This window comes from Bacillus sp. RE35 (genome assembly GCF_052146655.1).
Classification (GTDB): domain Bacteria; phylum Bacillota; class Bacilli; order Bacillales; family Bacillaceae_G; genus Bacillus_A; species Bacillus_A cereus.
Map to the genome: position 1 here is coordinate 2,808,993 of NZ_CP197377.1, position 25,273 is coordinate 2,834,265.

The window sequence follows — 25,273 nt, forward strand, 5'->3', positions numbered from 1 at the left end:
GATCCCCCCACCTAACTTCTTCGCTTTCGCTGAATTTTGAGGTGGGGGTCTTACTGCCCTTTAATGCGGGGTAAACAGTAACTGAACAATAAAAAATGCCCCTAGATAACGAAACCAAGTCCGTTTCCATATAGGTTGTGCATTTTTTAATATATCTCCCATCTTACCCCCTCCTTAAATATCCATCATATTAATTATACACTTTCCTCACTTTATTTGTTAAAATTTTCTATATAATTAATGCTGTTGGGGGGAAATACATTATGTCTAATCCTATACTTACATCCACTTTAATCATTCTTAGAGGAAACTCCGCAAGTGGTAAAACAACGATTGCAAAACAACTACAAGAACATTTCGGACAAGGAACACTTTTAGTATCACAGGATGTTGTACGTAGAGATATGCTTAGAGTACACGACACAATGGGTAATTTATCACATGATTTACTATTTGAAATTACGAAGTACGGAAAAGGAAAATGTGAATTTGTTATTTTAGAAGGTATATTGAACAGTCATAGGTATGGTGAGATGTTAAAAGAATTAATTCGTTATTTTGATGAAAATGCATTTGCATATTACTTTGATTTATCATTAGAGGAAACTATTAGACGACATAACACAAGGGACAAACGATATGAATTTGGTGAAGATTCCCTCCAAAAATGGTATAATCCGCACGATACAATTGAGGTTGCCAGAGAAACTATTTTTACAGATAACTTTACGCAAAAAGATATATTTGATGCGATTCTTAATGATGTTGCGATACAAAAACAAGACTAATATAATATGTTAGTCTTGTTATGTACTTTGTGTTTCCGTTTTTATAATTGAACAATCTTTACATAAATAATAGTATATATTCATTTCCCCAAACTGGAAATCAACTACTGAAATAAGTTCACGTTCCTCGATATCTTGTGTAATTGTAGCAACATACTTCATCTCTTTAGAACAAGTTGGACACGCCAAATGCTCTGGAAGATCCGCATATAATGGTGCCCCTAATAATCTACATACATATTCAGAACCGAACAAGTCAAAAGCTTCCCAGTAACTATCTTCATCTGTAGGTATATCTTCATTTTTCATATTTATAAGCTTTACCGTTGTTTTTGGTAATGAAACTGGTAACTTATCTTCCTCTTCCATTATCCATTCTTCTGTATTTTGCTGCTTTATGATTTGAACTGTTTTACCTCCATCACTTAACTGAAAATATTGCGGTTCCCACACCATCGCACAGTTCAAGCATGAAACGAATGGTAAAATATTTAGTTCATTACTTTAAAGTTCAGCAAGTCTCCCATCTTTTAAATCAAAACAGAGAATTTGATGCATCTTCTCACCGCATAACTTACATACTGGCAAATTACAATCTTGACCGCCAAAGTAATGATTATATGAACCTCTTCCTTCAATTACTCTATACCCTTTCCGCTCATTACAATGTGCGCCATATAATTCTATTGTCATATTCTATCCTCGCCTTTTATAAGAATGATTCACAAAATGATAATAATTAAGACTAAAAAACATCGTCTTCCTGAATAGTTTCCATAATAAATTCTTTTAAACTCGGAGATATTTCTTCCATTTCGTCATCCGCGTGATACCAAATATATATTTTATCATCCATTTTTCCATTATTTATTTTAAAGCACAATTTATCCCCTGAACCATCGTCACCAATTATGATAAGGTTTTCTGGCATATACTCATCTCTCATGTCAACATTTTGTCTAACTATATCATCCCAAGTTTTCGTTACATTTCTATTATCTTTAATCGGATATAGTATCCATTCCCCTATTTCAGCATTATTAACTAATTTAATAAGATCCCTATATTGATTTGGGAAAGCAGCACCTAACTTTTCTTCAGTTTCTTTTATTTGCAACTCTAATACACCTTGTTTCTTTGTTTCAATATATTCTCTTACTTCTTTCATGAAATACACCTATCCTTTGAACTTAATTACACTATTATGATTGAAAGTGTTTAGTAAACAATTTGATCCAATTTATACATTTCATTATACGTTAATCCTTCGTTTTCAACATACTACTCTACTCTTCTCTTCTCTACTTCCTTATCTCATTCTTAATAGTTTTATTTTCTAAACATCATACAATTTTTATGTTTTGTTACAGGTTTAGTAATAAGCCCTTTAAAAATCCTATTATCCTTCTACTAAAAAAATAAAAGCCAGCCTCAATAAAGAGAACTGACTTCTATTTGGATCATTATAGTTACTATAAAATTTTCACTTTAACAGTTTGTCTTCCCCAATTCATAGCTTTACTTTTTGAACCCATTAAAACATCAATACGATTACCTTTAATTGCACTTCCAGTATCACCAGCGATCGCTTCTCCATAGCCTTCTACCCATACTTTAGATCCTAATGGGATTACTTTCGGGTCAACTGCAATAATTCTCATATTCGGATTTGCCGTTAAATCATGCCCCATCGCAGTTAATACGCGTCCACCATATGTACCATTTTCACTTGGATCAGCAGTATACGCTGTCGCTACTACCGTTAATTCACGTTTAGCAGACTGTATGTTGTTTTTAGATACTTCTTTCGCTCTCTCTTCTTCTTTAGCCTTTGCTATTTCTCTTGCTTTCTCTTCTTCTTTAGCTTTTGCTATTTCTCTTGCTTTTTCTTCTTCTTTAGCCTTTGCTATTTCTCTTACTCTCTCTTCTTCTTTAGCCTTTGCTATTTCTCTTGCTTTCTCTTCTTCTTTAGCTTTTGCTATTTCTCTTGCTTTCTCTTCTTCTTTAGCTTTTGCTATTTCTCTTGCTTTCTCTTCTTCTTTAGCTTTTGCTATTTCTTGCGCTTTCTCTTCTTCTTTAACTTTTGCTATTTCTCTTGCTTTCTCTTCTTCTTTAGCTTTTGCTATTTCTTGCGCTTTCTCTTCTTCTTTAGCTTTTACTATTTCTCTTGCTTTCTCTTCTTCTTTAGCTTTTGCTATTTCTTGCGCTTTTTCTTCTTCTTTAGCCTTTGCTATTTCTTGCACTTTCTCTTCTTCTTTGATTTTTGCCTCTTCTTTAGGCTTTACTATTTCTTGCGCTTTTTCTTCTTCTTTAACTTTTACTTCTTCTTTGACTTTTGCCTCTTCTTTGACTTTTGCCTCTTCTTTAGGTTTTACTATTTCTTGCGCTTTCGGTTCTTCTTTAACTTTTACTACTTTTGCCTCTTCTTTAGGCTTTACTATTTCTTGTGCTTTCGTTGTTTCTTTCGCTTTTGCTACTTTCTGCGTCTTTACTTCTTTCTTTTCTTTAACTGATTTTTGTACTTTCGCTACTTGCTTCGTTTTCTCTTCGGTTTTCTTTTCAGTTGGTGCTGTACTTGATAGGAAAGAAACGTTTGCATAAGCAGTTTTTCCTTTATACTCAAATTGCAGCCATCCGTCTTTTACTTGATGCGTTGATTCAATTACATCATCTTTTTTTAGTCTGCCAAGAATTTCTGAATCTGTGTTTGCTTCAGTACGTACATTTAACAAATTCGCCGTTACATGATATACATCTTTTGTAAACTCCGAACTTACAAACACTTCTTTACCATTCAACTCAATTTTTGACCAGCCATCTTCGGTATTTATGACTTTTAACTCTTGCCCATTCTTTACTTTTTCGACCACTTTTGATTCTGTAGTCGGTTTTTCACGTACGTTAAGTACATCTGCTGTTACGATTGTTTCTGCGGTAGCAGTTGTGGTAAACGCTCCCAATCCAAAAACAGTTGCTGTTGCTGCGCCAATTACTTTTTTCATATTAGCCTCCATTAAATTTTTTTGAATTTTATCAAATGCCTCCGTAAAATTGTATAATTTTACATAATATCAAAACATTTGCAACAGTATATTAATATTGTTTAATATACTGTTATTAAAACTCCTTACTCCAATACTATCAAATTCTCATTTCTAATTCTATATATTATAAATCTCCTTATCTTTTATAAAAGCTCCATGCCCTTCTTCACACTAAATAGTTGTGGCAATTCCCGCCAAAAATAAACTTACGATTGCTAAAATTTGAGTAGCGACAATAGCCCCTCTTAAATGAAACTTATAATCTTTATATCCTTTCATACCTTCCGTACTAGGAATCACAACAAACCTTGGAGTAATCCAGCAAAAAATTAGCCAATCAATTATAAGTAAATCTACTAAATTGAAAATCATTAAAATACCAAAAGTGTGTAAATAGGCATCCATATACATTAACTTTTCATGCTTATGTAGTATATATGTAGAAACGAAAGGAGTACCGAAAAGAATAGTATTATATACAATATTAAAATAAATGGTTTGCTTTTTTTCATGAATCGATTTTGGAAAAACTACTTTTTGAATATCTTTCGGATAATCAGTTAACGAAAGTCGAGGATTATAATATAAGGACCCTAAAATCATTACGGATAGTACAATAGACATGATGACACCAACGTACATCATTTGCTCAAATTGATTCATATGCTTCATTCACCCTTTTCTGTAATTACTATGATGGTCATTCACTTAATTACATATTGTATGTACGTACATAATCAAAAATTAACAACTAGCTTTAATAGCGAAGCAAAATTGTTGCAATGCAAATGCAAATTTAATACAGTGGAAGCCTAATTGATACAGATAGGATTGGTGAAACCTATGAAAATTGAACATATTGCAATTTGGGTAAATGACTTAGAATGTATGCGTGATTTTTATATGAAATACTTTAATGGTAAAGCAAACTCTTTATATCATAATAAAACGAAACAATTTGAATCTTATTTTATTACGTTCGAATCTGGAGCAAGACTTGAACTTATGCGTAAAAAAGGGATTGAAAATAAGCCTAATTTAAACATAACCGGCTATACTCATATGGCTTTTTCTGTCGGTAGTGAAGAACGTGTGAATGAACTAACAAAGGTGATAAAAGATGCTGGTTATCCTTTATCAAATGGACCACGTTTTACTGGAGATGGCTATTATGAAAGTGTAATAGGCGATCCAGAAGGCAATCAAATAGAAATTACGATTTAACTTACCCTTTTCCACCACCTCCGTATTTTTCCACAGATTAGGCGGTGCTGTTGTTGAGGTGCCAAATGAGGCAACTGCTTACTTTTACCGAAAAGCACTATCAAACATGCCAATATTCGCTACTTGGGAACAGCCAGAAGGTGCTGGTGGAAGTATTCGATGGGTTGAAGACTTCCGCTTAGCAATGCTTCCATTTACAAAAGGTGTCTATGTTAATACTCCTGACCTATCCATTAAAAATTGGCCAGATGCATACTTCAGTTGCAACTTTGACCGATTAATGGAAGTAAAAGCGGAATACTTTGCGAAAAATGTCTTTAACTTTCCGCAAAGTATTCCGCTTTTTTAAACTATATATTCCACCTAATATATCAAAATATAAAACATCCATTTTTTTATGGGTGTTTTACAAAAAGAGTTTACATAATATAATTATTAGTTGCTTCTTTTACTAAATATCTATTCAGCAATCGAAAGTAACACTTTCTCAAGGTCTTTTTTAGATAACATACTTTCGTTTATATAGCCATTCTTTTAATTGTAATTCATCCAAAGCTCCGTTCCCCTCTCATAATCCTTCACACTATATTCGCTCGTTTTTCACAAAAGGTTCATTTTACATGAAAATTTATTTATTACAATAAAAATATAAGGTATATTTTTATGAAAAGGAGGAATTCAATAATGAATACAGAGGATAAAATTCACGCTGAAAAAGTGTTAAAAAATCTATTCATCGGATCACAAGTTGATGGATTACAATTTGGTATTTCTCCAGGCGCTATAAAGATTCATTTCACAAACTTTCACGACTCAGTTTATTATGACGGACAATTATATATCAATATCGAATCCAAATGGTGTTTATTTAATAAACCTCAAAAAAGCTACCCATTAAATGAAGATGAATTTGAAGTTTATTCTGAGAAAGAAGAATATGAAAGAATATGTAAGATAAGAAGACAAAAAGTTACCGATATACAACTTGGCTTAGAAAGCCCTCATTTAATTATTACATTAGAGAGTGGACAAATTATTTTTTTAAATGGTTTTCATGATTATTATGAATGTTGGCAAGCTGGTGTCCTATGTGAGGAATGGCTTGTAGTCGCTGCACCTGGGAATGAAATCGCCACTTGGGCTCCCGATGAGTTTACCGATAAGTAAACTGTCTTCACGAAGAAGAAACGAAGATGTTTTATGAAGTACTATACTAATGAACTACATAATCATTTCTATTATACGTAAACAAAATGACGATTTTACTTTAATAGAACTCACTTTATTAAAGTTGAAAGGATGATAATGATGGCATGTGTCCATGATTTTGGAATAATTGACGATTTTACTTCTCAAAAAAATTACGAAGATTATACACCAGAGAAATATCATTGTATATCTGTTGATGATGATATTATCAGTAGTTTAAATCAAAATTTATCAATTATGAAAACCTACTTCCATACAGTCAAAAATCAGAAATACGGTTTAGCTTATTGTGGTATTACAATTATCCCGCCTGAATCATTAGCAATTTTCTATGAAACAGTTACATCCTCAAAGTTCTTCAGAAAATCTGATGAGCTGAATGAGTTAGCTTCAAAAATTGTACAAGCTGCAGCAGAACAGAAGTACATGATCCATTATGGGGTTTAAATGTAATTCAAAAAATGCTTAGGATTTCTCCGAAGCATTTTTCGTATGTTACTAATACATTTATTCCTTAACCATTTAGTCAATGCTTGAGCCTATGGACCCATCTTTTACAAGTGAGGGCGCCCCTATTAATCTAAATAAGCGTCTCATTTCCAATCTTCCAGCTAAACCATCTCCCATGCCCTTCTGTTTCTCCAACCGTTTCACGATATTCGTTTCCGTTAATATAATAATCAATATGAAGGTCACGATCCCACATGTTGTTATACAGGTGGAATACATCACGTTTTGCTCCAATTTCTTGTATTTGTTTTTCTAACTTATGTTTTACTTGTTCTGGTATTTGATTTGCAACATGTGTATGGAAAATACAAATAACAGCTTCTTCACTTATTTGTTCAATAATAGATGATAATAGCTCTACACCGTCTCCTTCTATTAATTGGACAGATTCATTTTTCACTAAAGATGCAGCTTGATCAAACATCTCAAGCCTTTCTTTATGTTCTGGCCAAATTAAAGCACGTAACCATAAATAATCTTCCTTATTATGTAAATCATTCACATGTAAGTCCAGTCCAATTCTTTCTACGACAGATGGGCTTTCTTTTAGAAAATGCGGCACATTCGTCCCTCTTATTTCAGAAGTTACATGCACATTTGAATTTATATTTCCGTACATTTCATCCGTCCCGTACGAATAACTATATTGGTCCCAGAACAGTTGCAACCCAGAACTTGTCCCAATTTCAATTAACGCTAACGGCTTCTTCACTTTGTTAAATATGTAGCAGAAACTTGGGTATAAGTATGCGCACCGTCTTACTTCATTTGTTTGAACGAGTTTCGTTTGTAACAAAGTAATGATTTCTTCTCGGTACTCTTTACAGAAATCTTTAAAATGATTAAAAGCTTTATCTAAATTTGTATCAGCATTTTCAACTAAACTACTATAATACGTTTTTAAATGATGTTCTTTCCCTGCTAGCAATAAATAATGTACTGCACCTAATAGTAAGTTTGGGACTGGTTGACCTACCTGAGCATAGGACGATAGTGTAAGTACTTCCTCATCTTCAGCAATTTTCATTGATAAATATTCATATAAATCACTTGACCCTTTACATTCCTTTATTGAAAAGTTTCGAAATAAGTTTGAAATTTGTTCTTTTGTGCACATTAGAGTCCCTCCTTTTTATTTTTCAGAATAATCTTACCATTATAGAAAGAATAATCCTATAAAAAGGTACTCGATTTAGTCACTTAAGGATACGTAAGCTTTTTCGAGATAATTTCAAACTGTAATTTTTTTCTATTTATCACCTTAAAAGAGCTTGTTAAATAAGATTTTTAGCGAATAAAACGTTAAATAGTTTAAAATTATCAGATAACACTAGATATTTTAGTCTATTAATTATTATAATAGAGTATGAGATGGTTATATAATTGAGACAAAAAAGGTATACACCTAGGTGGGGCCTAGGCGGTGTTTCTCTTTTACGGCTTAGACATAGAAAACACCTACACTTTTTTGCCAATATAGGGGATGGAGAGATTATCATGAGCAACATGCAGCAAAAAACAGACGTTATCTTAATTGGTGCAGGAATTATGAGTGCAACGTTAGGCTCATTACTAAAAGAATTAGCACCAGAATGGGAAATTAAAGTTTTTGAAAAACTCGCAAGTGCCGGGGAAGAAAGCTCTAACGAATGGAATAATGCAGGTACAGGGCATTCTGCGCTATGCGAACTGAACTATACTTCCGAAAAAGCTGACGGATCTATAGATATTAGTAAGGCTGTAAAAGTGAATGAGCAATTCCAGCTTTCAAGACAATTTTGGGCATATCTTGTAAAGAGCAAATTAATTCGTAATCCACAAGATTTTATTATGCCACTACCTCATATGAGTTTAGTACAAGGGGAAAAAAATGTTGAGTTTCTAAAAAACCGTTTTGAAGCGCTTTCAAAAAATCCACTGTTTCAAGGAATGGAATTTTCTGATGCTCCTGAAACATTAAAAAAATGGCTTCCACTCATTATGGAAGGCCGCACATCTAATGAACCGATGGCGGCAACGAAGATTGACTCTGGAACAGATGTTAACTTCGGTGCATTAACACGTATGTTATTTGATTACTTAAAAACAAAAAATGTCGAGCTAAACTACAAGCATAGTGTCGAAAATATTAAGCGCACGAAAAATGGTTTGTGGGAAGTAAAAGTACACGATATGAATAGTGGTAAAATTGAGCATCATACTGCTAAATTCGTCTTTATTGGCGGCGGTGGCGGTAGCCTACCTCTACTTCAAAAGACTGGTATCCCTGAATCAAAACATATCGGTGGATTCCCGGTAAGTGGACTATTTATGGTATGTAAAAACCAAAAAGTTGTAGAGCAACATCATGCGAAAGTGTACGGTAAAGCTAAGGTTGGTGCTCCGCCAATGTCTGTACCTCATCTAGATACGAGATATATAGACAATAAAAAAGCTTTACTGTTTGGACCATTCGCAGGCTTCTCACCTAAATTCTTAAAAACAGGTTCAAATCTTGACTTAATCGGTTCTGTAAAACCGAATAACGTCTTAACGATGTTAGCCGCTGGTGTAAAAGAAATGGGACTTACAAAATACTTAATTCAGCAAGTTATGTTATCACATGAAAAACGTATGGAAGAATTACGCGAATTCATTCCGAACGCGAAAAGTGAAGATTGGGATATTGTAGTTGCTGGGCAACGTGTACAAGTAATTAAAGATACTGATGCTGGTGGTAAAGGGACACTTCAATTTGGTACAGAAGTAGTAAGTGCAGCTGACGGCTCAATCGCCGCATTACTAGGCGCATCACCAGGTGCTTCTACTGCTGTTCACGTCATGCTTGAAGTATTAGAAAAATGTTTCCCAAGCCGCATGGTAGAATGGGAAGAAAAAATAAAAGAAATGATTCCTTCATATGGCATTTCACTAACTGAAAATCCAAGATTGTTCCAAGATCTTCACACTTCTACTGGTCGTACACTTGGATTAAACGAAAAAGAAACTGTTCATAATTAATGAAGAAATAAAAAAACGTCCGATATATTCGGACGTTTTTTTGTCTACTAAAAATTATACTTATCAATATTATCTTTCGTAAATACAACTCGTTCTGGTAATACGATAATTCCATTCCCTTCTGCCTCATAATCATATCCTTGAATGGAGTTTGGCTCTACCTTCACTTTTCCAATTCCTTTTACTTCGAAGCTATCCCCTACTTTTAACTTCTTCCCTTTTACAACAATTTCATTTGCTACATACGTTGCGAGAGCACCTTGTTGTTTTACATCCCATAAACCAAATTGTGCTACTGTTCCTCGTTTTACGTAATCACGCATAACGTTTGGTGTAGAGAAGCCAGTTACGACAACCTTTTTATCCATTTTTAAATTTTCAGCTGCTTGTGCCATTGCCGGAAGTGCCGTTGCATCTGGACAAATGACTGCATTAATATCAGGATACGTTTTTAAAATATTCTCTCCTACTGACAAAGACTTTTGCGCATTATTTTCACCGTACTGCGTCGTTACAATTTCCCAGTTCGGATATTTCTTTTTAATAATTTCTTTCGCTTTCGTTACCCATTGGTTTTGATCCGTTACTGTCGGGCTAGAATAAAAGAAGGCTACTTTTCCTTTATCTCCAATTTGCTTTGAAGTCATTTCTATTAATAAATTAGCAAGTTGGTCTGGTGTTCCTTGGCTGATATAAAAAGAACGATCTTTCGGATTCACATCAGAATCCCATGTTAACACCGTCATCCCTTTTTTCTTAGCACGTTGCAGTGATTGCGATAACCCATCCACTGACGTAGATGAAACCATAATCGCATCATAGTTTTGATTAATGAAATTGTTTATATATTTAACTTGCCCTGAAACACTCGCTTCAGACGGTCCATCATACTTCACTTGCACGCCTAACTTATCTCCCATCTCTTTTGCCCCTTCACCACCCGATGTGAAGAAACCAACTCCTGTTAATTTCGGAATAAATGCAAATTTCACATCATCAACCTTTTTCTTATCTGCTGTTTGGCTAGAACACGCAATTAAACCGATTAAACAAATACATACAATCAATACAATCCCCAGTTTTCTCTTCATGACATTTCCCCCTTATGCAAATTCTTTCTTTTCTCCGCTAAGAATTGATGTAATTTGAAATGTCTCATAATAACTGAAAGAATAAGGATAATACCTATTACTACATTGGATTGTTCATTTGTTAAACCCGTCATTTGCAAGCCATACTGCATGAGCCCAATGAAAATACTCGCCAGTAAAGTACCAATAATGCTTCCTTTTCCGCCTGTAATAAGTGTACCGCCTAAGACGACTGCTGTAATGATTGGTAAAATTGTTTCACTTCCCATATCAGCACGTGCGGAACCGAAGTAGGCAGTTAAGAAAGCGCCTCCTAATCCACCTCCTAACCCTGAAAGTATGTAAGCAATAATGACTACTTTTTTCGTTTTAATCCCGGTGTATTTTGCTGTATTTTCGTTCGCACCTGTTAATTTTACATGGCGCCCGTATATAGTTCGGTGAAATAATACAGTACATAAAACTGTTAATACGATCAGTAGCCATAATAAATTCGGTATTCCTATAAAACTACCATTTGCCAGTTGTACAAATGTGTCAGGTAAACCGCTTATTCCTTCGTACCCAGAAGCACCTGCCCCTCCTGAAATGACGAGGGCAATTCCCCCGTATAAAAACATCGTTCCGAGTGTAACGACGAGTGGTTCTACATCCGTCATTTTTATAATGAGTCCGTTTAAAGCGCCTGCTAAACAACTAATTATTAGGGCGATTATAACAGCAAACAAAATAGGTATTCCGTTCATCCAAAGTACACCGATTAAGATTGAAGTGAGCCCCATTATTGAGCCGATCGATACATCAATTCCTCCTGTTACTATAACAAAAGTCATTGGTATCGCCGCAATTGCGATAAATAGGAAATCATTTGTACTAAAAAGGAGATTACTAATATTTAAGAAATCACTATTTATTAAACTAAAAAGGATGAATTCTACAAGAAGTAATACAATTAGAACCCCTTCCCATCTATATACATACTTCATAGATTCATCCTCCTTTCTGCCTTCCACTTTTTCATAACACTATCTAATATGATGATAAGTAATAATAAAAAACCTGAAATAGCATTATTCCAAAATGCTGGTATTTTTAAAAAGACGAGTGAGCTACTTATTGTTTCTAAAAATAACGCTCCTAATGCAGCTCCAAATAAAGATCCTGTTCCTCCTTTTAACTGAATTCCTCCTAGTACAGCAGCTGCGATTACTTGTAATTCTAATCCTGTACCTGTTTGATTTGGCACGAAACCGATATTCATAACAAATATGCAACCAGCGAGCGCAGCGCTTATGCCTGAAATCATAAACGCATATATCTTCACTTTATTTACAGGTATACCAATAAGCCTCGCGCCATCTTCATTATCACCTACCGCATAAAAGTATCTTCCCAATGGCACTTTTCTTAAAAAGAAGTATAGTAGTAGTAAAATAATAAGAACGAACCATACAGTTATAGGTAAACCAAGAATGATGATAGATGACAGCTGCTTAAAATCGTTTGGAATATCTTCAATCCACTTCCCGCCTGTGAAAATTAACATTGTACCTCTAATAATTCCTAACATGCCTAATGTCATAATAATGGCTGGTACCCGAAACTTCGCAACTCCAATACCATTTACGAAACCAATAATGGCCCCAAGTATAATAGCTACAAATATCGACAAGAATGTACTATACCCATTCGTTAACATCATTCCGCAAACTGCTGCACTTAACCCCATGCTTGAACCAACTGATACATCTATATTTTTCGTAAATAAGACGAACGATTGACCGATTGCTAGCACGACTAAAATAACGCTTGATTTCATCAGTAAAGATAACGAGTTAAATTGAATAAAACTAGGGTTTATCATTCCTACAATAGCTATATAAATTAGTAGTAACAGTATGATAGACGTTTCATGCATTTTTAACATATGTTTCATTCCGCTACACCTCCGTATGCAAGGCGTGTAACTTCATTCACACTCAGTTGTTCTTTTTCCATATGAGAAACAAATCGCCCATTTCTCATTACATATACACGGTTTACTAATTGGACAATTTCTTCAACATCTGAAGAGATTAATAAAATTGCGAGTCCTTCCCTTTTCATTTTTTTTATCGTCTCATACACTTCAAGCCTTGCTTTCGCATCAATTCCGCGAGTCGGCTCATCAAGAATAATAATTTTAGGATTACATGCAAGATACTTCGCAAGCACGACCTTCTGCTGATTACCTCCTGATAAAGATGCCAGTTCTTTATTCATATTCTGTACAACAATTCGGAACTGTTCTATAAACGAATTAACTAAAGCGCTTTCTTTTTCTTGATTTATAAAAAAGCGATTATTTTGATATAAACTTGCTGCTGCAATATTTTCTTTAACAGAAGCAATTGAGAAAATTCCATTCCTCGCCCTATCCTCTGGCACATAAACTAGTCCTTCGTCTAGCCTTTTATGCAAAGAACACGTATCAATTGATTTTCCACCCAATAAGATAGACCCTGATTTTATAGTTTTCAATCCAAATATCGCTTCTGCTAATTCCGTTCTGCCAGATCCTATAATGCCAGCAACACCTACAACCTCACCCGCATGTACAGTGAATGATATATTTTCGAATGCGTGACCATTTATATCAACCACTTCTAATATTTTTTTCGTCTTTACTGTCTCTTGAACTACTTCTATTTTCTCTTTCTGTTTATATCCTTTTGGCAATAGTCCCTCCATCAGCATGTCATATGTATAGTCACATACATCACCTTGGCTTACAACCATTCCATCACGTAGTATTGCTACTTTGTTGGCAATTTCAAAGATTTCTGGAAAACGATGCGTAATATAAATCATCCCAATTCCTTTTTCTTGTAAACTTTTCATCAACACAAAAAGACTCTTAATTTCGTGTGTTGTTAATGTCGATGTTGGCTCATCTAGAATAAGAATCTCAGCTTCTCTTATTAATCCTCTAACGATTTCTACTAACTGTTGTTGCGCAATCGATAATGTTCCTCCTAGTTTATTAAGGTCAATATCCCATCCTAAGCTGCTAATCAATTGCTGAATCTGTACTTTTAGTTTCTTTTTCTTTTCTTTTAACCCGATACATATATTTTCTTCAATAGTCATATGCGGAAAAATGAGTGGTTCTTGCGGTATTAAATAAATACCTTTTCGGTGTGCTTCTGATGGATTTGAAAACTGTTGCTTCCTTCCTTTTACATACATCTCTCCATCATCATACGAATATAACCCCGTTAATATTTTCATTAATGTTGATTTCCCGGCGCCATTTCCCCCCACTAAAGCGTATATATCTCCGCGCTCTACTTGTAAGTTCACTTCTTTTAATACAAGTTGATTTAAAAACGCCTTACTCATTTTCTTTACTTGTAATAAAGGTACGTTCTCCACATGATGTCACCTGCCTTTATCCAGAACATTTTTTGAGAAAATGATTATTTGTTCTACTTGTTTTGTAGCATTGTATATTCCTTTTTTTATATCTAGAACACTTTTTTCTACGTACTATTAATCGTTTCAACTGGAATAAACAAAATATATGGTACATATGTTTAAGCTGTGGTCAATTGTTGAAAGGGATGAAGAGTATGACTCAGCTGAACTTTGAAGAAAATTTATTAACTAAAGTAGCTTGGTACTATTATAAAGACCAATTAACACAACAGGAGATCGCGTCACTTCTTCATATTTCAAGAAATAAAGTCGTCCGGTTATTAGATAAAGCGCGGAGTGAAGGTATCGTTACATTTCACGTAAAAGGGACTGGTTTGCACTGTTTAAGTATTGAGCGTGACCTAATGAAAAAATTTCACTTAAAAGATGCTTTTATTATCCCTACCCCAGTAAACAATTATCACGCTTCTCTCGGAAAAGCTGCTGCACAATATTTAGAAACTCATCTCCAGCAAGGCGATTTACTCGGTATTGGCTGGGGAGAAACAATTAGCAAAATGCTAGAAAACATTCATTTTGAAAGTTCTATCAACCTTTCAATCGTAACGCTCACAGGCGGGGTAAATCACTATCTCCCGAGAAAACAAAACTATTTACACTACATGCAAGGCGAACTTCACATTATCCCTACGCCGTTTCTAGCGTCTACAACCGAAATGGCACAAAGTATTCTATCAGAACCGAGTGTAAAAGATATGCTTCAAGTCGCTTCACTTGCTCATACGGCTGTTGTCGGTATTGGGGGATTATCTCAAGACGCTACGATTGTAAAAGAAGAAAAATTAACACTACGTGAGATGACATATATTCGTAGTCAAAACGGTGCTGGCGATATTTTAGGACAGTTTTATAATACAAATGGCGATTTATTAGAACTCTCGCATCACAATCGTCTAATTGGCACGCCCCTCTCTATTTTGCGCAATATGAAGCATGTCGTCGGTGTTGCTGGAGGTACTGAAAAGATAGATGCAATTTATGGTGCCTTAAAAGGAAAGTTTATTCATTCATTAATTACCGATGAGGAAACTGCCCTCTCCTTATTACGAAAGGATGGTGATTGTTAATGTCCCATTTATTAGCTTTCGATGCTGGTACAGGGAGCATTCGAGCAGTTCTTTTTGATTTACATGGTAATCAAATTGCAGTAAGTCAAAAAGAATGGATTCACAAATCTGACCTTCGTTATCCAGGCTCTATGAACTTTGATGTAGTAGAAAATTGGAAGCTAGTACAAGAATGTACGAAAGAGGTGCTTCAAAAAAACAACACTCCTGCCTCTTCTATTCTTGCTATTAGCGCTACAAGTATGCGAGAAGGATTTGTTTTATATGATCAAGATGGGCAAGAAATATGGGCGTGTGCAAATGTTGATGGGCGCGCATCCGTCGAAGTTAGTGAATTAAAAGAAATTCGGTCACATCTTGAAAAAGATTTATATACAAAGTCTGGTCAGACTTTTTCATTAGGTGCTTTACCACGCCTACTCTGGATAAAAAAACATGAACCCGACGTCTATAATACTATTCACTCTTTTACAATGTTAAACGATTGGATCTTATATAAATTAAGCGGAGTGCTGCAAATCGATCCTTCAAACGGATGTACGTCAGGTATTTTTGACTTACAAAATAGAGTGTGGGATAACGATGTCGCTAAGGAGTGCGGTCTATCTTTGCCATTTTCACCAACAGTAAATGAAGCTGGTACAGTAATTGGCAACGTTACAAAAGAGTGTGCAGCATTAACTGGATTACGTGAAGGGATTCCTGTCGTCGCCGGGGGTGGAGATGCTCAAATGGCATCGCTCGGAACAGGAATCGTGAAACCAAATCAAACGTTAATATGCGGGGGTAGCTTTTGGCAACAAGAAGTGAATGTTACTGAGCCAATAACAGATCCACATGCTGCGATTCGAGTAAATTGTCACGTCGTTCCGAACCTATGGCAATATGAAACAATCGCCTTTTTCCCAGGTCTCGTTATGCGCTGGTTTCGAGACGCTTTTTGCCAAGAAGAAAAGAAACTTGCTGATAAACTTGGTGTAGATGCTTATGAATTACTAGAAGAACAAGCGAAAGACGTACCTGTCGGTTCACATGGCATTATCCCTACTTTTTCAAACGTTATGAACTACATTTCTTGGCGTCATGCCGCACCTTCATTCTTAAATTTAAGTTTAGACGCTGACAAATGCGGAAAAAAAGAACTGTTTCGTGCTATTGAAGAAAATGCAGCCTTCATTACACTTGGAAACTTAAAATTAATAAAAAATCTAACTGGCACATTCCCTTCTGAAGTTATTTTTGCTGGCGGTGCCGCTAAAGGAAAACTATGGCCACAAATTCTATCAGACGTACTCGGTATTCCTGTAAAAGTACCTGTTGTGAAAGAAGCAGCTGCTTTAGGAACTGCGATTGCTGCTGGAGTTGGTGCTGGCATATATTCATCTATGGAAGAGACTGCCGAACAATTTGTACAGTGGGAAAATACATTTGAACCAATCACTGAAAATCACGAGCTATACAAAGAATTCTATGAAACATGGAAAACCGTATATAGCAGTCAGCTCGCTTTAGCTGATAAAGGACTTACAACACATATGTGGATTGCACCTGGTGCACTGTAACTCATTTACATAAAGGAGTGAACTGTATGTTAAAAGCGAATGAAAATGATTTCTCCTATCGCTTCGGTGATAACGGGCCGAAATATTTAATACAAGGCCCGAATATTGATCTTGGTCTTGTTGTCATTCAGCCTGGGCAAGAATTTCAAAATCATTACCATACAACGTGTGAAGAAGTTTTTTATGCGTTAGAAGGTGAAATAGACTTCTATGTAAATAACGAAAGAGTTCCGATTAAACAAGGTGATGTCCTGCAAGTTCGCCCTCATGAATCTCACTATCTGATTAACCATTCTGACAAACCTTTTAAAGCTGTTTTTATAAAGTCACCACATTTACCAAATAAAGATACGGTACAAACGGAAAATCCAACATTAACGAAGGAGTGATTTTGAATGACTTGGGGATTTAAAAATCGATTAAATACAATTTTACCTGATGGTAGAGCGGTTATGTTAGCAATAGATCACGGTTATTTCTTAGGACCAATTCACGGACTAGAACAACCACTTGAAACAGTTAAAAACTTACTTCCTTATACAGACTCCCTCTTTTTAACACGCGGTGTACTTAGCTCCTGCATTCCTGAAAACTGCAACACACCGATGGTTATGCGTGTATCTGGTGGCGCTACTGTCGTCGGTAAAGATTTAGCGAATGAAACAATTGTTACACCTGTGAAGGAAGCAGTGAAGCAAAACGCAATTGGCGTTGGCGTTTCTGTTTTTGTCGGATCAGACTATGAAACACAAACTGTTACAAATCTCGCAAATGTAGTTTCTGAAGCTCATGATTACGGCCTACCAGTACTCGGCATTACCGCAGTCGCAAAGGAATTACAAAAACGTGAAGCTCGCTTTCTAGCACTTGCTTCCCGCGTATGTGTTGAAATGGGTGCTGATATTATTAAAACGTATTACTGCGAAGGATTCGAAAAAATAACGAGCACATGCCCTGCCCCAGTCGTCATCGCGGGCGGCCCAAAACTAGATTCAATTGAAGACGCATTAAACATTACGTACAATGCATTGCAAGAAGGAGCAATTGGAGTAGACATGGGCCGAAACATATGGCAATCCGAGCACCCAGCTGCGATGATCCAAGCAATACATGGCATTGTGAAAAATGGATTGAATGTGAAAGAGGCACTTGAACTTTATGATGATGTGAAGAATTAATGTGAAAAGACAGACTATTTATTAGTCTGTCTATTTTACTTTACAGTGAAACTTTCTTAATCCGTCTTCTAATATGATACATACTTAAATTTTATACACCTTCAAATGATTACTCTTGTTGATCGCTATTAAGCTTTGAAACTTTCTTACCTTCTCTATAATCAAGACAAGACACTTCAATTAATAAGCCATTAAATACTGTAAAATAAAAACCATAACTACTACCTCGCATCGAATAAGGTTCCTTATCTATTTCAATGCCGCCTGCTACTAAACGATTATACGCTTGATCAACTTCATTTGAAGTATCCACTAAAAAACCAATATGAAAAGCTTCTGGATACATCACTTCCTTATTCCCCTTAAATGCTTTGGGGTCGCTTAGCACCAGTATAAATCCACTCTCATCACTCATTACTAATAATGCCTTTCCCTTTTGCTCTAAAAATTGAAAATCAAAAAATGTTTCAAAGAAATGTCTCGCTTCTGATAAATCATCAACACATAAATTCAAATGATTTAACTTCATTCACTCATCTCCTTTTAAGCAGAGGGTATGTAGACTCATTTTCATAACACTTAAATATGAAAGGTAAGATATTCAAGCGTTCCGTCTAAGACTATGCTTTATAAGTCTAATACTTTTCTCCATAGCCTAGAACGTTTTTTTAAATGAATGAAAGATTTCCTATCATTCCCATCCCCCCAGTCATAAAAAAGAGGATACATGATTGCTTCTACAACATGTATCCTCTACTTATATATTACGACTGTTGATAAGCCGATTTCGATGATTTCACATAATAAACTGCATGATCCACATTAATAATATGATCTGGCTTTGGTTTACCACGGCCCGCTCTATGTCCAGCTAAGTGTTCTTCACTTGTTTCCCAGTTTTTCCATGCTTCTTCAGATTCCCAGCGAATCATTACGACAACTTCTTCGTCGCCGCGTCTTACTTTTTTCACGAGAACACTTAAATCGATGAAGCCTTCAAATTTTTCAATAATACCTTCTCCAGTGAAACGTTCTACAACTATATTTGATGTACCTTCTTTTACTGTAAATGTTTTCGTTTCGATAAACATATATCCCACTCCCTCTTTGTTATACGAATACTAGTATTCTTCTATTATAATTGATTATGATAATTATTTTCAATTGTAAAGTTTTAATTTTTTGAATTATGCTGATTTCTTTTCTATCGCCTCATCTAAAAATTTGAAATATGGAAGTAACATCCCTATTAAAGATGTAACACATATAATTGCACCGATGATTACATATAGCGCTCTTACTCCCCACATTTCACTCAATATCCCCCCTACTAACACACCTAATGGCATAGCGGATCGTATAAAAAATAAACGCACTGAAAATACTTGTCCTATCATATTATTTGGGACGGTTTGTTGGCATATTGTCGTGTTATGAACATTGAAAAATGCAATACAAATCCCTGCTATTACTTCAATTATTATTGCAATGATAATACTATGATTGAATCCTAATGAAATGTATGTGAGTCCCCCTATAAACAATCCTCCAAGCATAAGTATACGCCGGCTTTTATATGTTACTTTTCCGACTAATACTGAGCCAATTACGTAGCCAAGTGGAAAACCTGCCATGAAATAACCGTACTCTGCATATCCCGCTGACAGCTCGTCTTTTATATAAGGAAGATTTGTGACCATCGTTACCCCTACTCCAAACTGCACGAAAGTAAGAAATATACCGAGCCAAACGATGATTGGTTTTGTGAAAAAATATGTAAAACCGTGAAAAAACTGTTCTAGCCACGTTTTCCGAATAGGTTGCGACGTTCTATTTTCTTTTATATAAAATAAGAAAGTGCCACTAACAAATAAACATATGCATACGAAAGATAATGTAAGTTCTGTTCCAATCAAATGAATGACTACTCCGCCTAATACTGGCGCAAGAAACATCATAAGGCGAGTCATTCCATCAATGTACGCATTTGCATCTTGAAGTTGTTCTTTCCCTACAATGCTCGGTGTAATTGCTTGACTTGCAGGTGTATAAAGTGGTGTAATAAGTCCCACTACAATTTGAACAACATAAATGTGCCAAACTTCTATACTACCCGAAACTAGCATCACCAAAGGTAATAAAAATACGGACGCTCGTATCCATTGTGAAAATATCATAATCCACTTCCGGCTCCATTTATCAATAAATGGGCCACTTATTAATTGCAATATGAGTGATGGGATGAAATATAATAACCACATACTACTTAAAGCCATTTCTGATCCTGTTAACTCATATACTAGAATTGAATTACATAACGTTCCGAAAGCCCCTCCTAATTCAGAGATTGCACTACCAATCCACATAAAAAAGAACGAACGATTTTTCAATATATTTTTCAATTTCACACACCAACTTTTCTTTTATATTCCTCCCTTTATGTACATTCTCGTTGTTAATTATCTATTCAAAAACATATCTAATTCTTTCGCTAAAGACTGTACTGCTTTCTTTCTTAATACATATTTTCCGTCATGTATATCAACTAACTTCGCTGCACGTAACAATTTCAAATGATGGTGTACAGTCGATTTACCGAGTTGCAATCTTTCCGTTATTTCCTGTAATGTACGTTCTTTTTCAAACAACATTTTTACAATTCGCAATCTCGCTTCATCTCCAAGAGCCTTATATTTTTGAACTAAAAAATAATTCGGTTCATACGGATCTTCAGGATGAATACTTTCATTCGCAACTGGATAATGAAATACTTTCGTATCATCAATATCTGCTTCAATATTCCACGGTCTGTACGTCATTTGCGGAATAAGAAGTACGTGATGAACACTTGGCTCTGGCATATAGTTCACTCCGCCAGTCGCCCACTCGACAAACTCTTCCGGCTTCATCTTTTTATTCATTTCATTTTTTGCTTCATAATCTCGTTTTAATATAGAAAGTATTTCTTCTTCCTCACTCTTAATTACACTCTCATACCACCCTGTCATTACAGCGATTAAATGAGATTTCAGCACTTGTACATCTACATCACATATAAAGCGAATGTACGTAGAGAAAAACTGATGATCATGTGTTAATTCCTTTAGTTCATGTATTGCAGTTCCATCTCTACTTGCGGCTAAACGTCTTTTTTTCTCATATTTCTCCCCTAAAAACGGTAAACATGTATACTTCAAATCTTCTTCTGAAAGTGAATCGATTTTAGCATGAAACTGCGATACACCCTGTATGTCTTCTTCATACAACAACTGAAGCAATGCTTTCCACGTATTATTTTCTTCGACAAATTGTAAGTGCTCTCTCATTTCTTCTGTTAATGATTTCTTAATTTCTTCCCATTCATTTTGACTCTTTTCAAGTGTATCAATTAACCTCTTATGAGTACTTGCTGCAATGCCAAGCGCACATTCGAAAAGTATCGAATATTTCACTTGAACGTTATAAGTTTCCCTCTTTCTACTCGTTATGTGATAGACCTCCATTTTTATCCCCTCCTTGTTTGCTATATATCAAATTCTATTTTTATCGAATTTAACCTTCTATATTTTTAGAATTATTTTGCGACTTCAAAAAAACTCTAATCCATGAGCAAATAGAGAAAGGTTTATACTCTTTTTCATTCTGACTCAATTAAAGCCTTGATTATTAAGTATCATATTAAAAAGAAGTTTTTTAATGGCTCTGTTATAAGTTGTCTTTCACCCTCTTGTGCAACTATAGAAAAGGTTTATTGAAGAGAAAAGAGAATTGGTTTTATTAAGAAAAATGAACAGGAGGCTATACGAATGGGAAGAAAAGAAATGTTGCAAAATGGAGTCCAACAAGTTTTTTACGAAGAAGAATGGTACCCACCAATATCAGAAGCGTTAAAGAATCTTACGGTTGAACAAGCATGTTGGCAACCAGAAGGTGCTGCCAGTAATACGATTTGGGAAAATGTGAACCATTTATTAATCTTTAAAGAACGCCTACTTTCCCGTTTACATGAAGACGACACATTTGTTGCTCCACAAAATAATGATGAGACGTTTATCCAAGGTGGACCTAATGATGATGCCGCTTGGCAGCAAACCGTAAAGCGAACGCTTCAAGTACATGATGCCTTACAATCTTCATTAACCGCCCTTCAAGAAGCAGAACTAGATCAACTAAGTCCTTCTCTACCAGTTTGGCAACAATATATGAATATCCTTTTGCATGATGCTTATCATACAGGACAAATTATACAGCTTCGGAAACTTCAAGGTTCATGGCCAACTCACCGTTCTTATTTATAAAGTGAAATTTTAATCAGCTCTTACCAATCGTGATTTTGCGGGCAGCCCATCCCCACCTCACTTCTTTGCTTTCCTTGAATTTTGAGGTAAAAATCTTACTGCCCGTTAATGCGGAATAAACGATGTTTAAAATCGCATACGTTTAATATCCAACAAAACAATTGAAAACAGCTAATTGTTCGATAATTACTGCGATTGCTCAAAATAAAGCAAATTAAAATACATTGATTCCTAACATAACTTACATGCTTCATAACTTCTAATCATAATCCAAATTTGGAAGAATAGATGCTTTTTTATATACAAATAATAACTCTCAAGGAGTTGTTGACATGCATTTCATATTGAATATGTTAGGGATTTTCGTTGTCATATTAATCATTTTCTTATGTTCGCCTAATAAAAAACATATAAAATGGAGACCGATTGTAATTCTCATCCTATTGGAGCTTTTTATTACGTGGTTTATGTTAGGCACAAAGCTCGGCAGTATTATCATTAATAAAATTGCGTCATTTTTCAGTTGGCTACTAGCATGTGCGAATGAAGGTATTCGATTTGCATTTCCTTCAGCTATGGAAAGTCAGCACATTGATTTCTTCTTTAGTGCGTTACTTCCTATCATTTTTGTTATTACTTTTTTCGATATTCTTTCTTATTTCGGAATCTTAACTTGGATTATTGATAAAGTAGGTGCAGTTATTTCAAAGATTTCTCGTTTACCAAAGTTAGAAAGTTTCTTTTCGATTCAAATGATGTTTTTAGGAAACACCGAAGCACTTGCGGTTGTTCGTGATCAATTATCTGTTTTAAAAGAAAATCGATTATTAACTTTTGGAATTATGAGTATGAGTAGCGTTAGCGGATCCATTCTTGGTGCTTATTTATCAATGGTTCCAGCAACATATATTTTCAGCGCAATCCCATTAAACTGTATTAACGCATTAATTTTAGCCAATGTATTAAATCCTGTGGAAGTTTCGAAAGAAGAAGACGTTGTTTACACACCTTCAAAACATGAAAAAAAGGATTTCTTTTCTACTATTTCAAACAGTATGTTAGTTGGGATGAATATGGTTATCGTTATTTTAGCTATGGTAATTGGTTATGTAGCTTTAACAGCATGTTTAAATGGGATTTTAGGATTTTTTGTAACGGGGTTAACAATTCAAAAAATCTTCTCCATTATCTTTAGTCCTTTTGCATTTTTACTCGGTTTATCAGGCAGTGATGCTATGTATGTAGCTGAATTAATGGGGATCAAAATAACGACGAATGAATTTGTTGCAATGATGGATTTAAAATCAAACTTAAAGTCGCTACAACCGCATACGGTTGCGGTTGCAACGACATTTCTAGCTTCTTTTGCTAACTTTAGTACAGTAGGTATGATTTACGGAACTTACAATTCATTATTTGGCGGAGAAAAATCATCAGTCATCGGTAAAAATGTTTGGAAGCTTCTTGTTAGCGGGATGGCTGTTTCTTTATTAAGTGCTATGCTCGTTGGGCTATTTGTATGGTAATTAATTTTTATAATAAAAGACACCCAAGCCAATTGAGTGTCTTTTATTATTATTTTCGAATTTGCCCATTTCCACGAATCACATATTTTGTAGAAGTTAATGCTGGAAGCCCCATTGGTCCTCTTACGTGTAACTTTTGTGTACTGATACCAATTTCCGCTCCGAATCCAAATTCGGATCCATCTGTAAAACGAGTCGATGCATTATGATAAAGTGCCGCGGCATCTACAGAAGTAAAAAACTTGCTGACGTTTTCCTCGTTTTCAGTAATAATTGCTTCAGAATGCATAGATCCATACGTATTTATATGATGAATCGCATCTTCAACAGTGGAAACCACTTTCACTGCTAGTGTGAGAGATAAAAACTCAGTTTCCCAGTCTTCTTCTGTCGCAAGTAAGATAGAAGAATCAATCGCCACTGCTTTATTATCACCACGTAGCTCCACTCCTCTTTCCTTCAAGGAAGAAAACAACTCGCTACCATATTGCTCTGCCCAATTCTCATGAAGTACAATCGTCTCAATTGCATTACATACAGATGGACGCTGTGTTTTTGCATTTATAATAATATTAAACGCCATTTGTTTATCTGCTGTTTCATCAATGAATATATGACAATTTCCCGCACCTGTTTCAAGTACTGGAACAGACGCTTCTCTCACAACAGTATCGATTAATTGTTTGCCACCTCTTGGAATAAGAACGTCTAGATAATCCTTCATTGTAAACAACTGCTTCGCGCTATTTCGCGTTGTATCTTCTATAAGCTGTACGCTTTCTTGAGGTAAGCTTGTTAGTTTGAGCGCTCTGTGAATAACGGCAACGATGGCCTTATTAGAATGAATAGCAGAAGAACTACCACGTAATATGACTGCGTTTCCTGTCTTCAAACAAATTGTAGCTGCATCCACTGTTACATTCGGTCTTGCCTCATAAATCATGCCTATAACACCAAGTGGTACGCGCATCTCCTGAATAGATAGTCCATTTGGCCTTTCCCATGCACTTACACATTCTCCTACAGGATCACGTAATTCAATTAGCTGCTTAATCCCCTCTGTCATATCAATAATACGATTTTCAGTTAGCAGAAGACGATCAAGGAGTGAATCAGAAAATCCTTTTGCCTTACCTTCTTCAATATCCCTCTTGTTTTCTTCTAAAATATAAGCTGTTTCTAATATTAACTGATCAGCTATTGCGGAAAGTGCTTCGTTTTTTTGCTCTGTAGATTTAAGCACAAGCTCTCTAGCAACCTCTTTTGCTTTTATCCCCTTTGCCAACACTTCATTCATTT

26 protein-coding genes and 1 pseudogene are annotated in these 25,273 nt (G+C 35.3%); 12 read left to right on the top strand and 15 right to left on the bottom strand.

Features of this window, described 5'->3' with window-relative positions:
• Positions 1–60 precede the first annotated feature (60 nt).
• A complete protein-coding gene (locus ACTL4X_RS14585) occupies positions 61–162 on the bottom strand; it encodes a YfzA family protein (protein WP_000502345.1) in 102 nt (33 codons plus the stop codon).
• Between the two features lie 101 nt (positions 163–263).
• On the opposite strand from ACTL4X_RS14585, the gene ACTL4X_RS14590 reads away from it, so the two are divergent.
• Positions 264–788, top strand: coding sequence for a kinase (locus tag ACTL4X_RS14590; protein WP_000070148.1), 525 nt, complete (start codon positions 264–266; stop codon positions 786–788).
• 18 nt (positions 789–806) lie between these two features.
• On the opposite strand, the pseudogene ACTL4X_RS14595 reads toward ACTL4X_RS14590, so the two are convergent.
• The 4 genes and pseudogenes from ACTL4X_RS14595 to ACTL4X_RS14610 all read right to left on the bottom strand — a co-directional run bounded on the left by ACTL4X_RS14595 (position 807) and on the right by ACTL4X_RS14610 (position 4,495).
• Positions 807–1,481 (bottom strand): annotated as a pseudogene (locus ACTL4X_RS14595) (hypothetical protein).
• A 52-nt stretch (positions 1,482–1,533) separates the two neighbouring features.
• Complete coding sequence (locus ACTL4X_RS14600; RefSeq protein ID WP_000665937.1) at positions 1,534–1,956, bottom strand: SMI1/KNR4 family protein; 423 nt, start codon at positions 1,954–1,956, stop codon at positions 1,534–1,536.
• Positions 1,957–2,260: 304 nt separating this feature from the next.
• Complete coding sequence (gene entB, locus ACTL4X_RS14605; RefSeq protein ID WP_441394913.1) at positions 2,261–3,790, bottom strand: cell wall-binding protein EntB; 1,530 nt, start codon at positions 3,788–3,790, stop codon at positions 2,261–2,263.
• 213 nt (positions 3,791–4,003) lie between these two features.
• The gene (locus ACTL4X_RS14610) at positions 4,004–4,495 is read right to left on the bottom strand and encodes a hypothetical protein (protein WP_001071244.1); all 492 of its coding nucleotides are present in this window, start codon (positions 4,493–4,495) and stop codon (positions 4,004–4,006) included.
• A 180-nt stretch (positions 4,496–4,675) separates the two neighbouring features.
• On the opposite strand from ACTL4X_RS14610, the gene ACTL4X_RS14615 reads away from it, so the two are divergent.
• From ACTL4X_RS14615 to ACTL4X_RS14630, 4 genes are all read left to right on the top strand, one after another.
• Positions 4,676–5,056, top strand: a complete 381-nt coding sequence (locus ACTL4X_RS14615; RefSeq protein WP_000687536.1) for a VOC family protein — start codon at positions 4,676–4,678, stop codon at positions 5,054–5,056.
• A 58-nt stretch (positions 5,057–5,114) separates the two neighbouring features.
• Complete coding sequence (locus ACTL4X_RS14620; RefSeq protein ID WP_002041349.1) at positions 5,115–5,405, top strand: BBE domain-containing protein; 291 nt, start codon at positions 5,115–5,117, stop codon at positions 5,403–5,405.
• 335 nt (positions 5,406–5,740) lie between these two features.
• The gene (locus ACTL4X_RS14625) at positions 5,741–6,223 is read left to right on the top strand and encodes a hypothetical protein (protein WP_001090915.1); all 483 of its coding nucleotides are present in this window, start codon (positions 5,741–5,743) and stop codon (positions 6,221–6,223) included.
• Positions 6,224–6,361: 138 nt separating this feature from the next.
• On the top strand, positions 6,362–6,712 hold the full coding sequence (locus ACTL4X_RS14630) for a hypothetical protein (protein WP_001999997.1): 351 nt from the start codon (positions 6,362–6,364) through the stop codon (positions 6,710–6,712).
• Between the two features lie 133 nt (positions 6,713–6,845).
• Here ACTL4X_RS14630 and ACTL4X_RS14635 read toward each other — a convergent pair whose 3' ends face one another.
• Entirely contained in the window at positions 6,846–7,892 is a 1,047-nt protein-coding gene (locus ACTL4X_RS14635) for a DUF2332 domain-containing protein (RefSeq protein WP_000337441.1), read from the bottom strand.
• Between the two features lie 380 nt (positions 7,893–8,272).
• Between ACTL4X_RS14635 and ACTL4X_RS14640 the strand changes: the two genes are divergently transcribed.
• Positions 8,273–9,775, top strand: a complete 1,503-nt coding sequence (locus ACTL4X_RS14640) for a malate:quinone oxidoreductase (protein WP_000069138.1) — start codon at positions 8,273–8,275, stop codon at positions 9,773–9,775.
• A 47-nt stretch (positions 9,776–9,822) separates the two neighbouring features.
• On the opposite strand, the gene lsrB is transcribed toward ACTL4X_RS14640, so the two are convergent.
• The 4 genes from lsrB to ACTL4X_RS14660 are packed head-to-tail and all read right to left on the bottom strand — an operon-like array spanning position 9,823 to position 14,280.
• Positions 9,823–10,866 carry an autoinducer 2 ABC transporter substrate-binding protein LsrB gene (gene lsrB, locus ACTL4X_RS14645; RefSeq protein WP_000823660.1) on the bottom strand — a complete coding sequence of 348 codons (1,044 nt, stop codon included), beginning with the start codon at positions 10,864–10,866 and terminating at the stop codon, positions 9,823–9,825.
• Positions 10,863–11,852, bottom strand: coding sequence for an ABC transporter permease (locus ACTL4X_RS14650; RefSeq protein WP_060852014.1), 990 nt, complete (start codon positions 11,850–11,852; stop codon positions 10,863–10,865). The genes lsrB and ACTL4X_RS14650 overlap by 4 nt, the downstream gene beginning before the upstream one ends.
• Positions 11,849–12,802: an ABC transporter permease subunit gene (locus ACTL4X_RS14655; protein WP_441394914.1), complete on the bottom strand. Its 954-nt coding sequence runs from the start codon at positions 12,800–12,802 to the stop codon at positions 11,849–11,851. The genes ACTL4X_RS14650 and ACTL4X_RS14655 overlap by 4 nt, the downstream gene beginning before the upstream one ends.
• Positions 12,799–14,280, bottom strand: coding sequence for a sugar ABC transporter ATP-binding protein (locus tag ACTL4X_RS14660; protein ID WP_000432617.1), 1,482 nt, complete (start codon positions 14,278–14,280; stop codon positions 12,799–12,801). The genes ACTL4X_RS14655 and ACTL4X_RS14660 overlap by 4 nt, the downstream gene beginning before the upstream one ends.
• A 197-nt stretch (positions 14,281–14,477) precedes the next feature.
• Here ACTL4X_RS14660 and ACTL4X_RS14665 point away from each other — a divergent pair, with 197 nt between their 5' ends.
• Genes ACTL4X_RS14665 through lsrF form a run of 4 tightly spaced genes read left to right on the top strand, consistent with a single transcriptional unit; the run spans position 14,478 to position 18,150 of the window.
• Positions 14,478–15,410 (top strand): sugar-binding transcriptional regulator, encoded by a 933-nt coding sequence (locus ACTL4X_RS14665; protein WP_000192709.1) that lies wholly within the window; start codon positions 14,478–14,480, stop codon positions 15,408–15,410.
• Positions 15,410–16,972, top strand: coding sequence for an autoinducer-2 kinase (lsrK, locus tag ACTL4X_RS14670; protein WP_000018808.1), 1,563 nt, complete (start codon positions 15,410–15,412; stop codon positions 16,970–16,972). Before ACTL4X_RS14665 ends, lsrK begins: the two co-directional genes overlap by 1 nt.
• A 26-nt stretch (positions 16,973–16,998) precedes the next feature.
• Positions 16,999–17,361 carry a cupin domain-containing protein gene (locus ACTL4X_RS14675; RefSeq protein ID WP_000909986.1) on the top strand — a complete coding sequence of 121 codons (363 nt, stop codon included), beginning with the start codon at positions 16,999–17,001 and terminating at the stop codon, positions 17,359–17,361.
• A 6-nt stretch (positions 17,362–17,367) separates the two neighbouring features.
• Positions 17,368–18,150: a 3-hydroxy-5-phosphonooxypentane-2,4-dione thiolase gene (gene lsrF / locus ACTL4X_RS14680; RefSeq protein ID WP_000219765.1), complete on the top strand. Its 783-nt coding sequence runs from the start codon at positions 17,368–17,370 to the stop codon at positions 18,148–18,150.
• Between the two features lie 109 nt (positions 18,151–18,259).
• Here lsrF and ACTL4X_RS14685 read toward each other — a convergent pair whose 3' ends face one another.
• The 4 genes from ACTL4X_RS14685 to ACTL4X_RS14700 form a co-directional block, all read right to left on the bottom strand.
• Complete coding sequence (locus ACTL4X_RS14685; RefSeq protein WP_000773073.1) at positions 18,260–18,679, bottom strand: VOC family protein; 420 nt, start codon at positions 18,677–18,679, stop codon at positions 18,260–18,262.
• A gap of 235 nt (positions 18,680–18,914) precedes the next feature.
• A complete protein-coding gene (hmoA, locus tag ACTL4X_RS14690; protein WP_000469498.1) occupies positions 18,915–19,241 on the bottom strand; it encodes a heme-degrading monooxygenase HmoA in 327 nt (108 codons plus the stop codon).
• A 96-nt stretch (positions 19,242–19,337) separates the two neighbouring features.
• On the bottom strand, positions 19,338–20,558 hold the full coding sequence (locus tag ACTL4X_RS14695; RefSeq protein WP_000769173.1) for an MFS transporter: 1,221 nt from the start codon (positions 20,556–20,558) through the stop codon (positions 19,338–19,340).
• Between the two features lie 51 nt (positions 20,559–20,609).
• Positions 20,610–21,653: an ArsR/SmtB family transcription factor gene (locus tag ACTL4X_RS14700; RefSeq protein ID WP_000454585.1), complete on the bottom strand. Its 1,044-nt coding sequence runs from the start codon at positions 21,651–21,653 to the stop codon at positions 20,610–20,612.
• A 303-nt stretch (positions 21,654–21,956) separates the two neighbouring features.
• Here ACTL4X_RS14700 and ACTL4X_RS14705 point away from each other — a divergent pair, with 303 nt between their 5' ends.
• Entirely contained in the window at positions 21,957–22,448 is a 492-nt protein-coding gene (locus ACTL4X_RS14705) for a DinB family protein (protein WP_000532733.1), read from the top strand.
• A gap of 332 nt (positions 22,449–22,780) precedes the next feature.
• A complete protein-coding gene (locus ACTL4X_RS14710) occupies positions 22,781–23,974 on the top strand; it encodes a NupC/NupG family nucleoside CNT transporter (RefSeq protein ID WP_000545479.1) in 1,194 nt (397 codons plus the stop codon).
• A 49-nt stretch (positions 23,975–24,023) separates the two neighbouring features.
• Here the strand turns inward: ACTL4X_RS14710 and ACTL4X_RS14715 are convergent, their stop codons facing one another.
• Positions 24,024–25,271: a glutamate-5-semialdehyde dehydrogenase gene (locus ACTL4X_RS14715; protein ID WP_001006608.1), complete on the bottom strand. Its 1,248-nt coding sequence runs from the start codon at positions 25,269–25,271 to the stop codon at positions 24,024–24,026.
• Positions 25,272–25,273: the final 2 nt, after the last annotated feature.

Excerpts from the sequence above, each read along its gene's own strand:
- ACTL4X_RS14585 (WP_000502345.1), bottom strand. The coding sequence starts at position 162 with ATGGGAGATATATTAAAAAATGCACAACCTATATGGAAACGGACTTGG.
- ACTL4X_RS14590 (WP_000070148.1), top strand. The coding sequence starts at position 264 with ATGTCTAATCCTATACTTACATCCACTTTAATCATTCTTAGAGGAAAC.
- ACTL4X_RS14600 (WP_000665937.1), bottom strand. The coding sequence starts at position 1,956 with ATGAAAGAAGTAAGAGAATATATTGAAACAAAGAAACAAGGTGTATTA.
- entB (WP_441394913.1), bottom strand. The coding sequence starts at position 3,790 with ATGAAAAAAGTAATTGGCGCAGCAACAGCAACTGTTTTTGGATTGGGA.
- ACTL4X_RS14610 (WP_001071244.1), bottom strand. The coding sequence starts at position 4,495 with ATGAATCAATTTGAGCAAATGATGTACGTTGGTGTCATCATGTCTATT.
- ACTL4X_RS14615 (WP_000687536.1), top strand. The coding sequence starts at position 4,676 with ATGAAAATTGAACATATTGCAATTTGGGTAAATGACTTAGAATGTATG.
- ACTL4X_RS14625 (WP_001090915.1), top strand. The coding sequence starts at position 5,741 with ATGAATACAGAGGATAAAATTCACGCTGAAAAAGTGTTAAAAAATCTA.
- ACTL4X_RS14630 (WP_001999997.1), top strand. The coding sequence starts at position 6,362 with ATGATGGCATGTGTCCATGATTTTGGAATAATTGACGATTTTACTTCT.
- ACTL4X_RS14635 (WP_000337441.1), bottom strand. The coding sequence starts at position 7,892 with ATGTGCACAAAAGAACAAATTTCAAACTTATTTCGAAACTTTTCAATA.
- ACTL4X_RS14640 (WP_000069138.1), top strand. The coding sequence starts at position 8,273 with ATGAGCAACATGCAGCAAAAAACAGACGTTATCTTAATTGGTGCAGGA.
- lsrB (WP_000823660.1), bottom strand. The coding sequence starts at position 10,866 with ATGAAGAGAAAACTGGGGATTGTATTGATTGTATGTATTTGTTTAATC.
- ACTL4X_RS14650 (WP_060852014.1), bottom strand. The coding sequence starts at position 11,852 with ATGAAGTATGTATATAGATGGGAAGGGGTTCTAATTGTATTACTTCTT.
- ACTL4X_RS14655 (WP_441394914.1), bottom strand. The coding sequence starts at position 12,802 with ATGAAACATATGTTAAAAATGCATGAAACGTCTATCATACTGTTACTA.
- ACTL4X_RS14665 (WP_000192709.1), top strand. The coding sequence starts at position 14,478 with ATGACTCAGCTGAACTTTGAAGAAAATTTATTAACTAAAGTAGCTTGG.
- lsrK (WP_000018808.1), top strand. The coding sequence starts at position 15,410 with ATGTCCCATTTATTAGCTTTCGATGCTGGTACAGGGAGCATTCGAGCA.
- ACTL4X_RS14675 (WP_000909986.1), top strand. The coding sequence starts at position 16,999 with ATGTTAAAAGCGAATGAAAATGATTTCTCCTATCGCTTCGGTGATAAC.
- lsrF (WP_000219765.1), top strand. The coding sequence starts at position 17,368 with ATGACTTGGGGATTTAAAAATCGATTAAATACAATTTTACCTGATGGT.
- ACTL4X_RS14685 (WP_000773073.1), bottom strand. The coding sequence starts at position 18,679 with ATGAAGTTAAATCATTTGAATTTATGTGTTGATGATTTATCAGAAGCG.
- hmoA (WP_000469498.1), bottom strand. The coding sequence starts at position 19,241 with ATGTTTATCGAAACGAAAACATTTACAGTAAAAGAAGGTACATCAAAT.
- ACTL4X_RS14700 (WP_000454585.1), bottom strand. The coding sequence starts at position 21,653 with ATGGAGGTCTATCACATAACGAGTAGAAAGAGGGAAACTTATAACGTT.
- ACTL4X_RS14705 (WP_000532733.1), top strand. The coding sequence starts at position 21,957 with ATGGGAAGAAAAGAAATGTTGCAAAATGGAGTCCAACAAGTTTTTTAC.
- ACTL4X_RS14710 (WP_000545479.1), top strand. The coding sequence starts at position 22,781 with ATGCATTTCATATTGAATATGTTAGGGATTTTCGTTGTCATATTAATC.
- ACTL4X_RS14715 (WP_001006608.1), bottom strand. The coding sequence starts at position 25,271 with ATGAATGAAGTGTTGGCAAAGGGGATAAAAGCAAAAGAGGTTGCTAGA.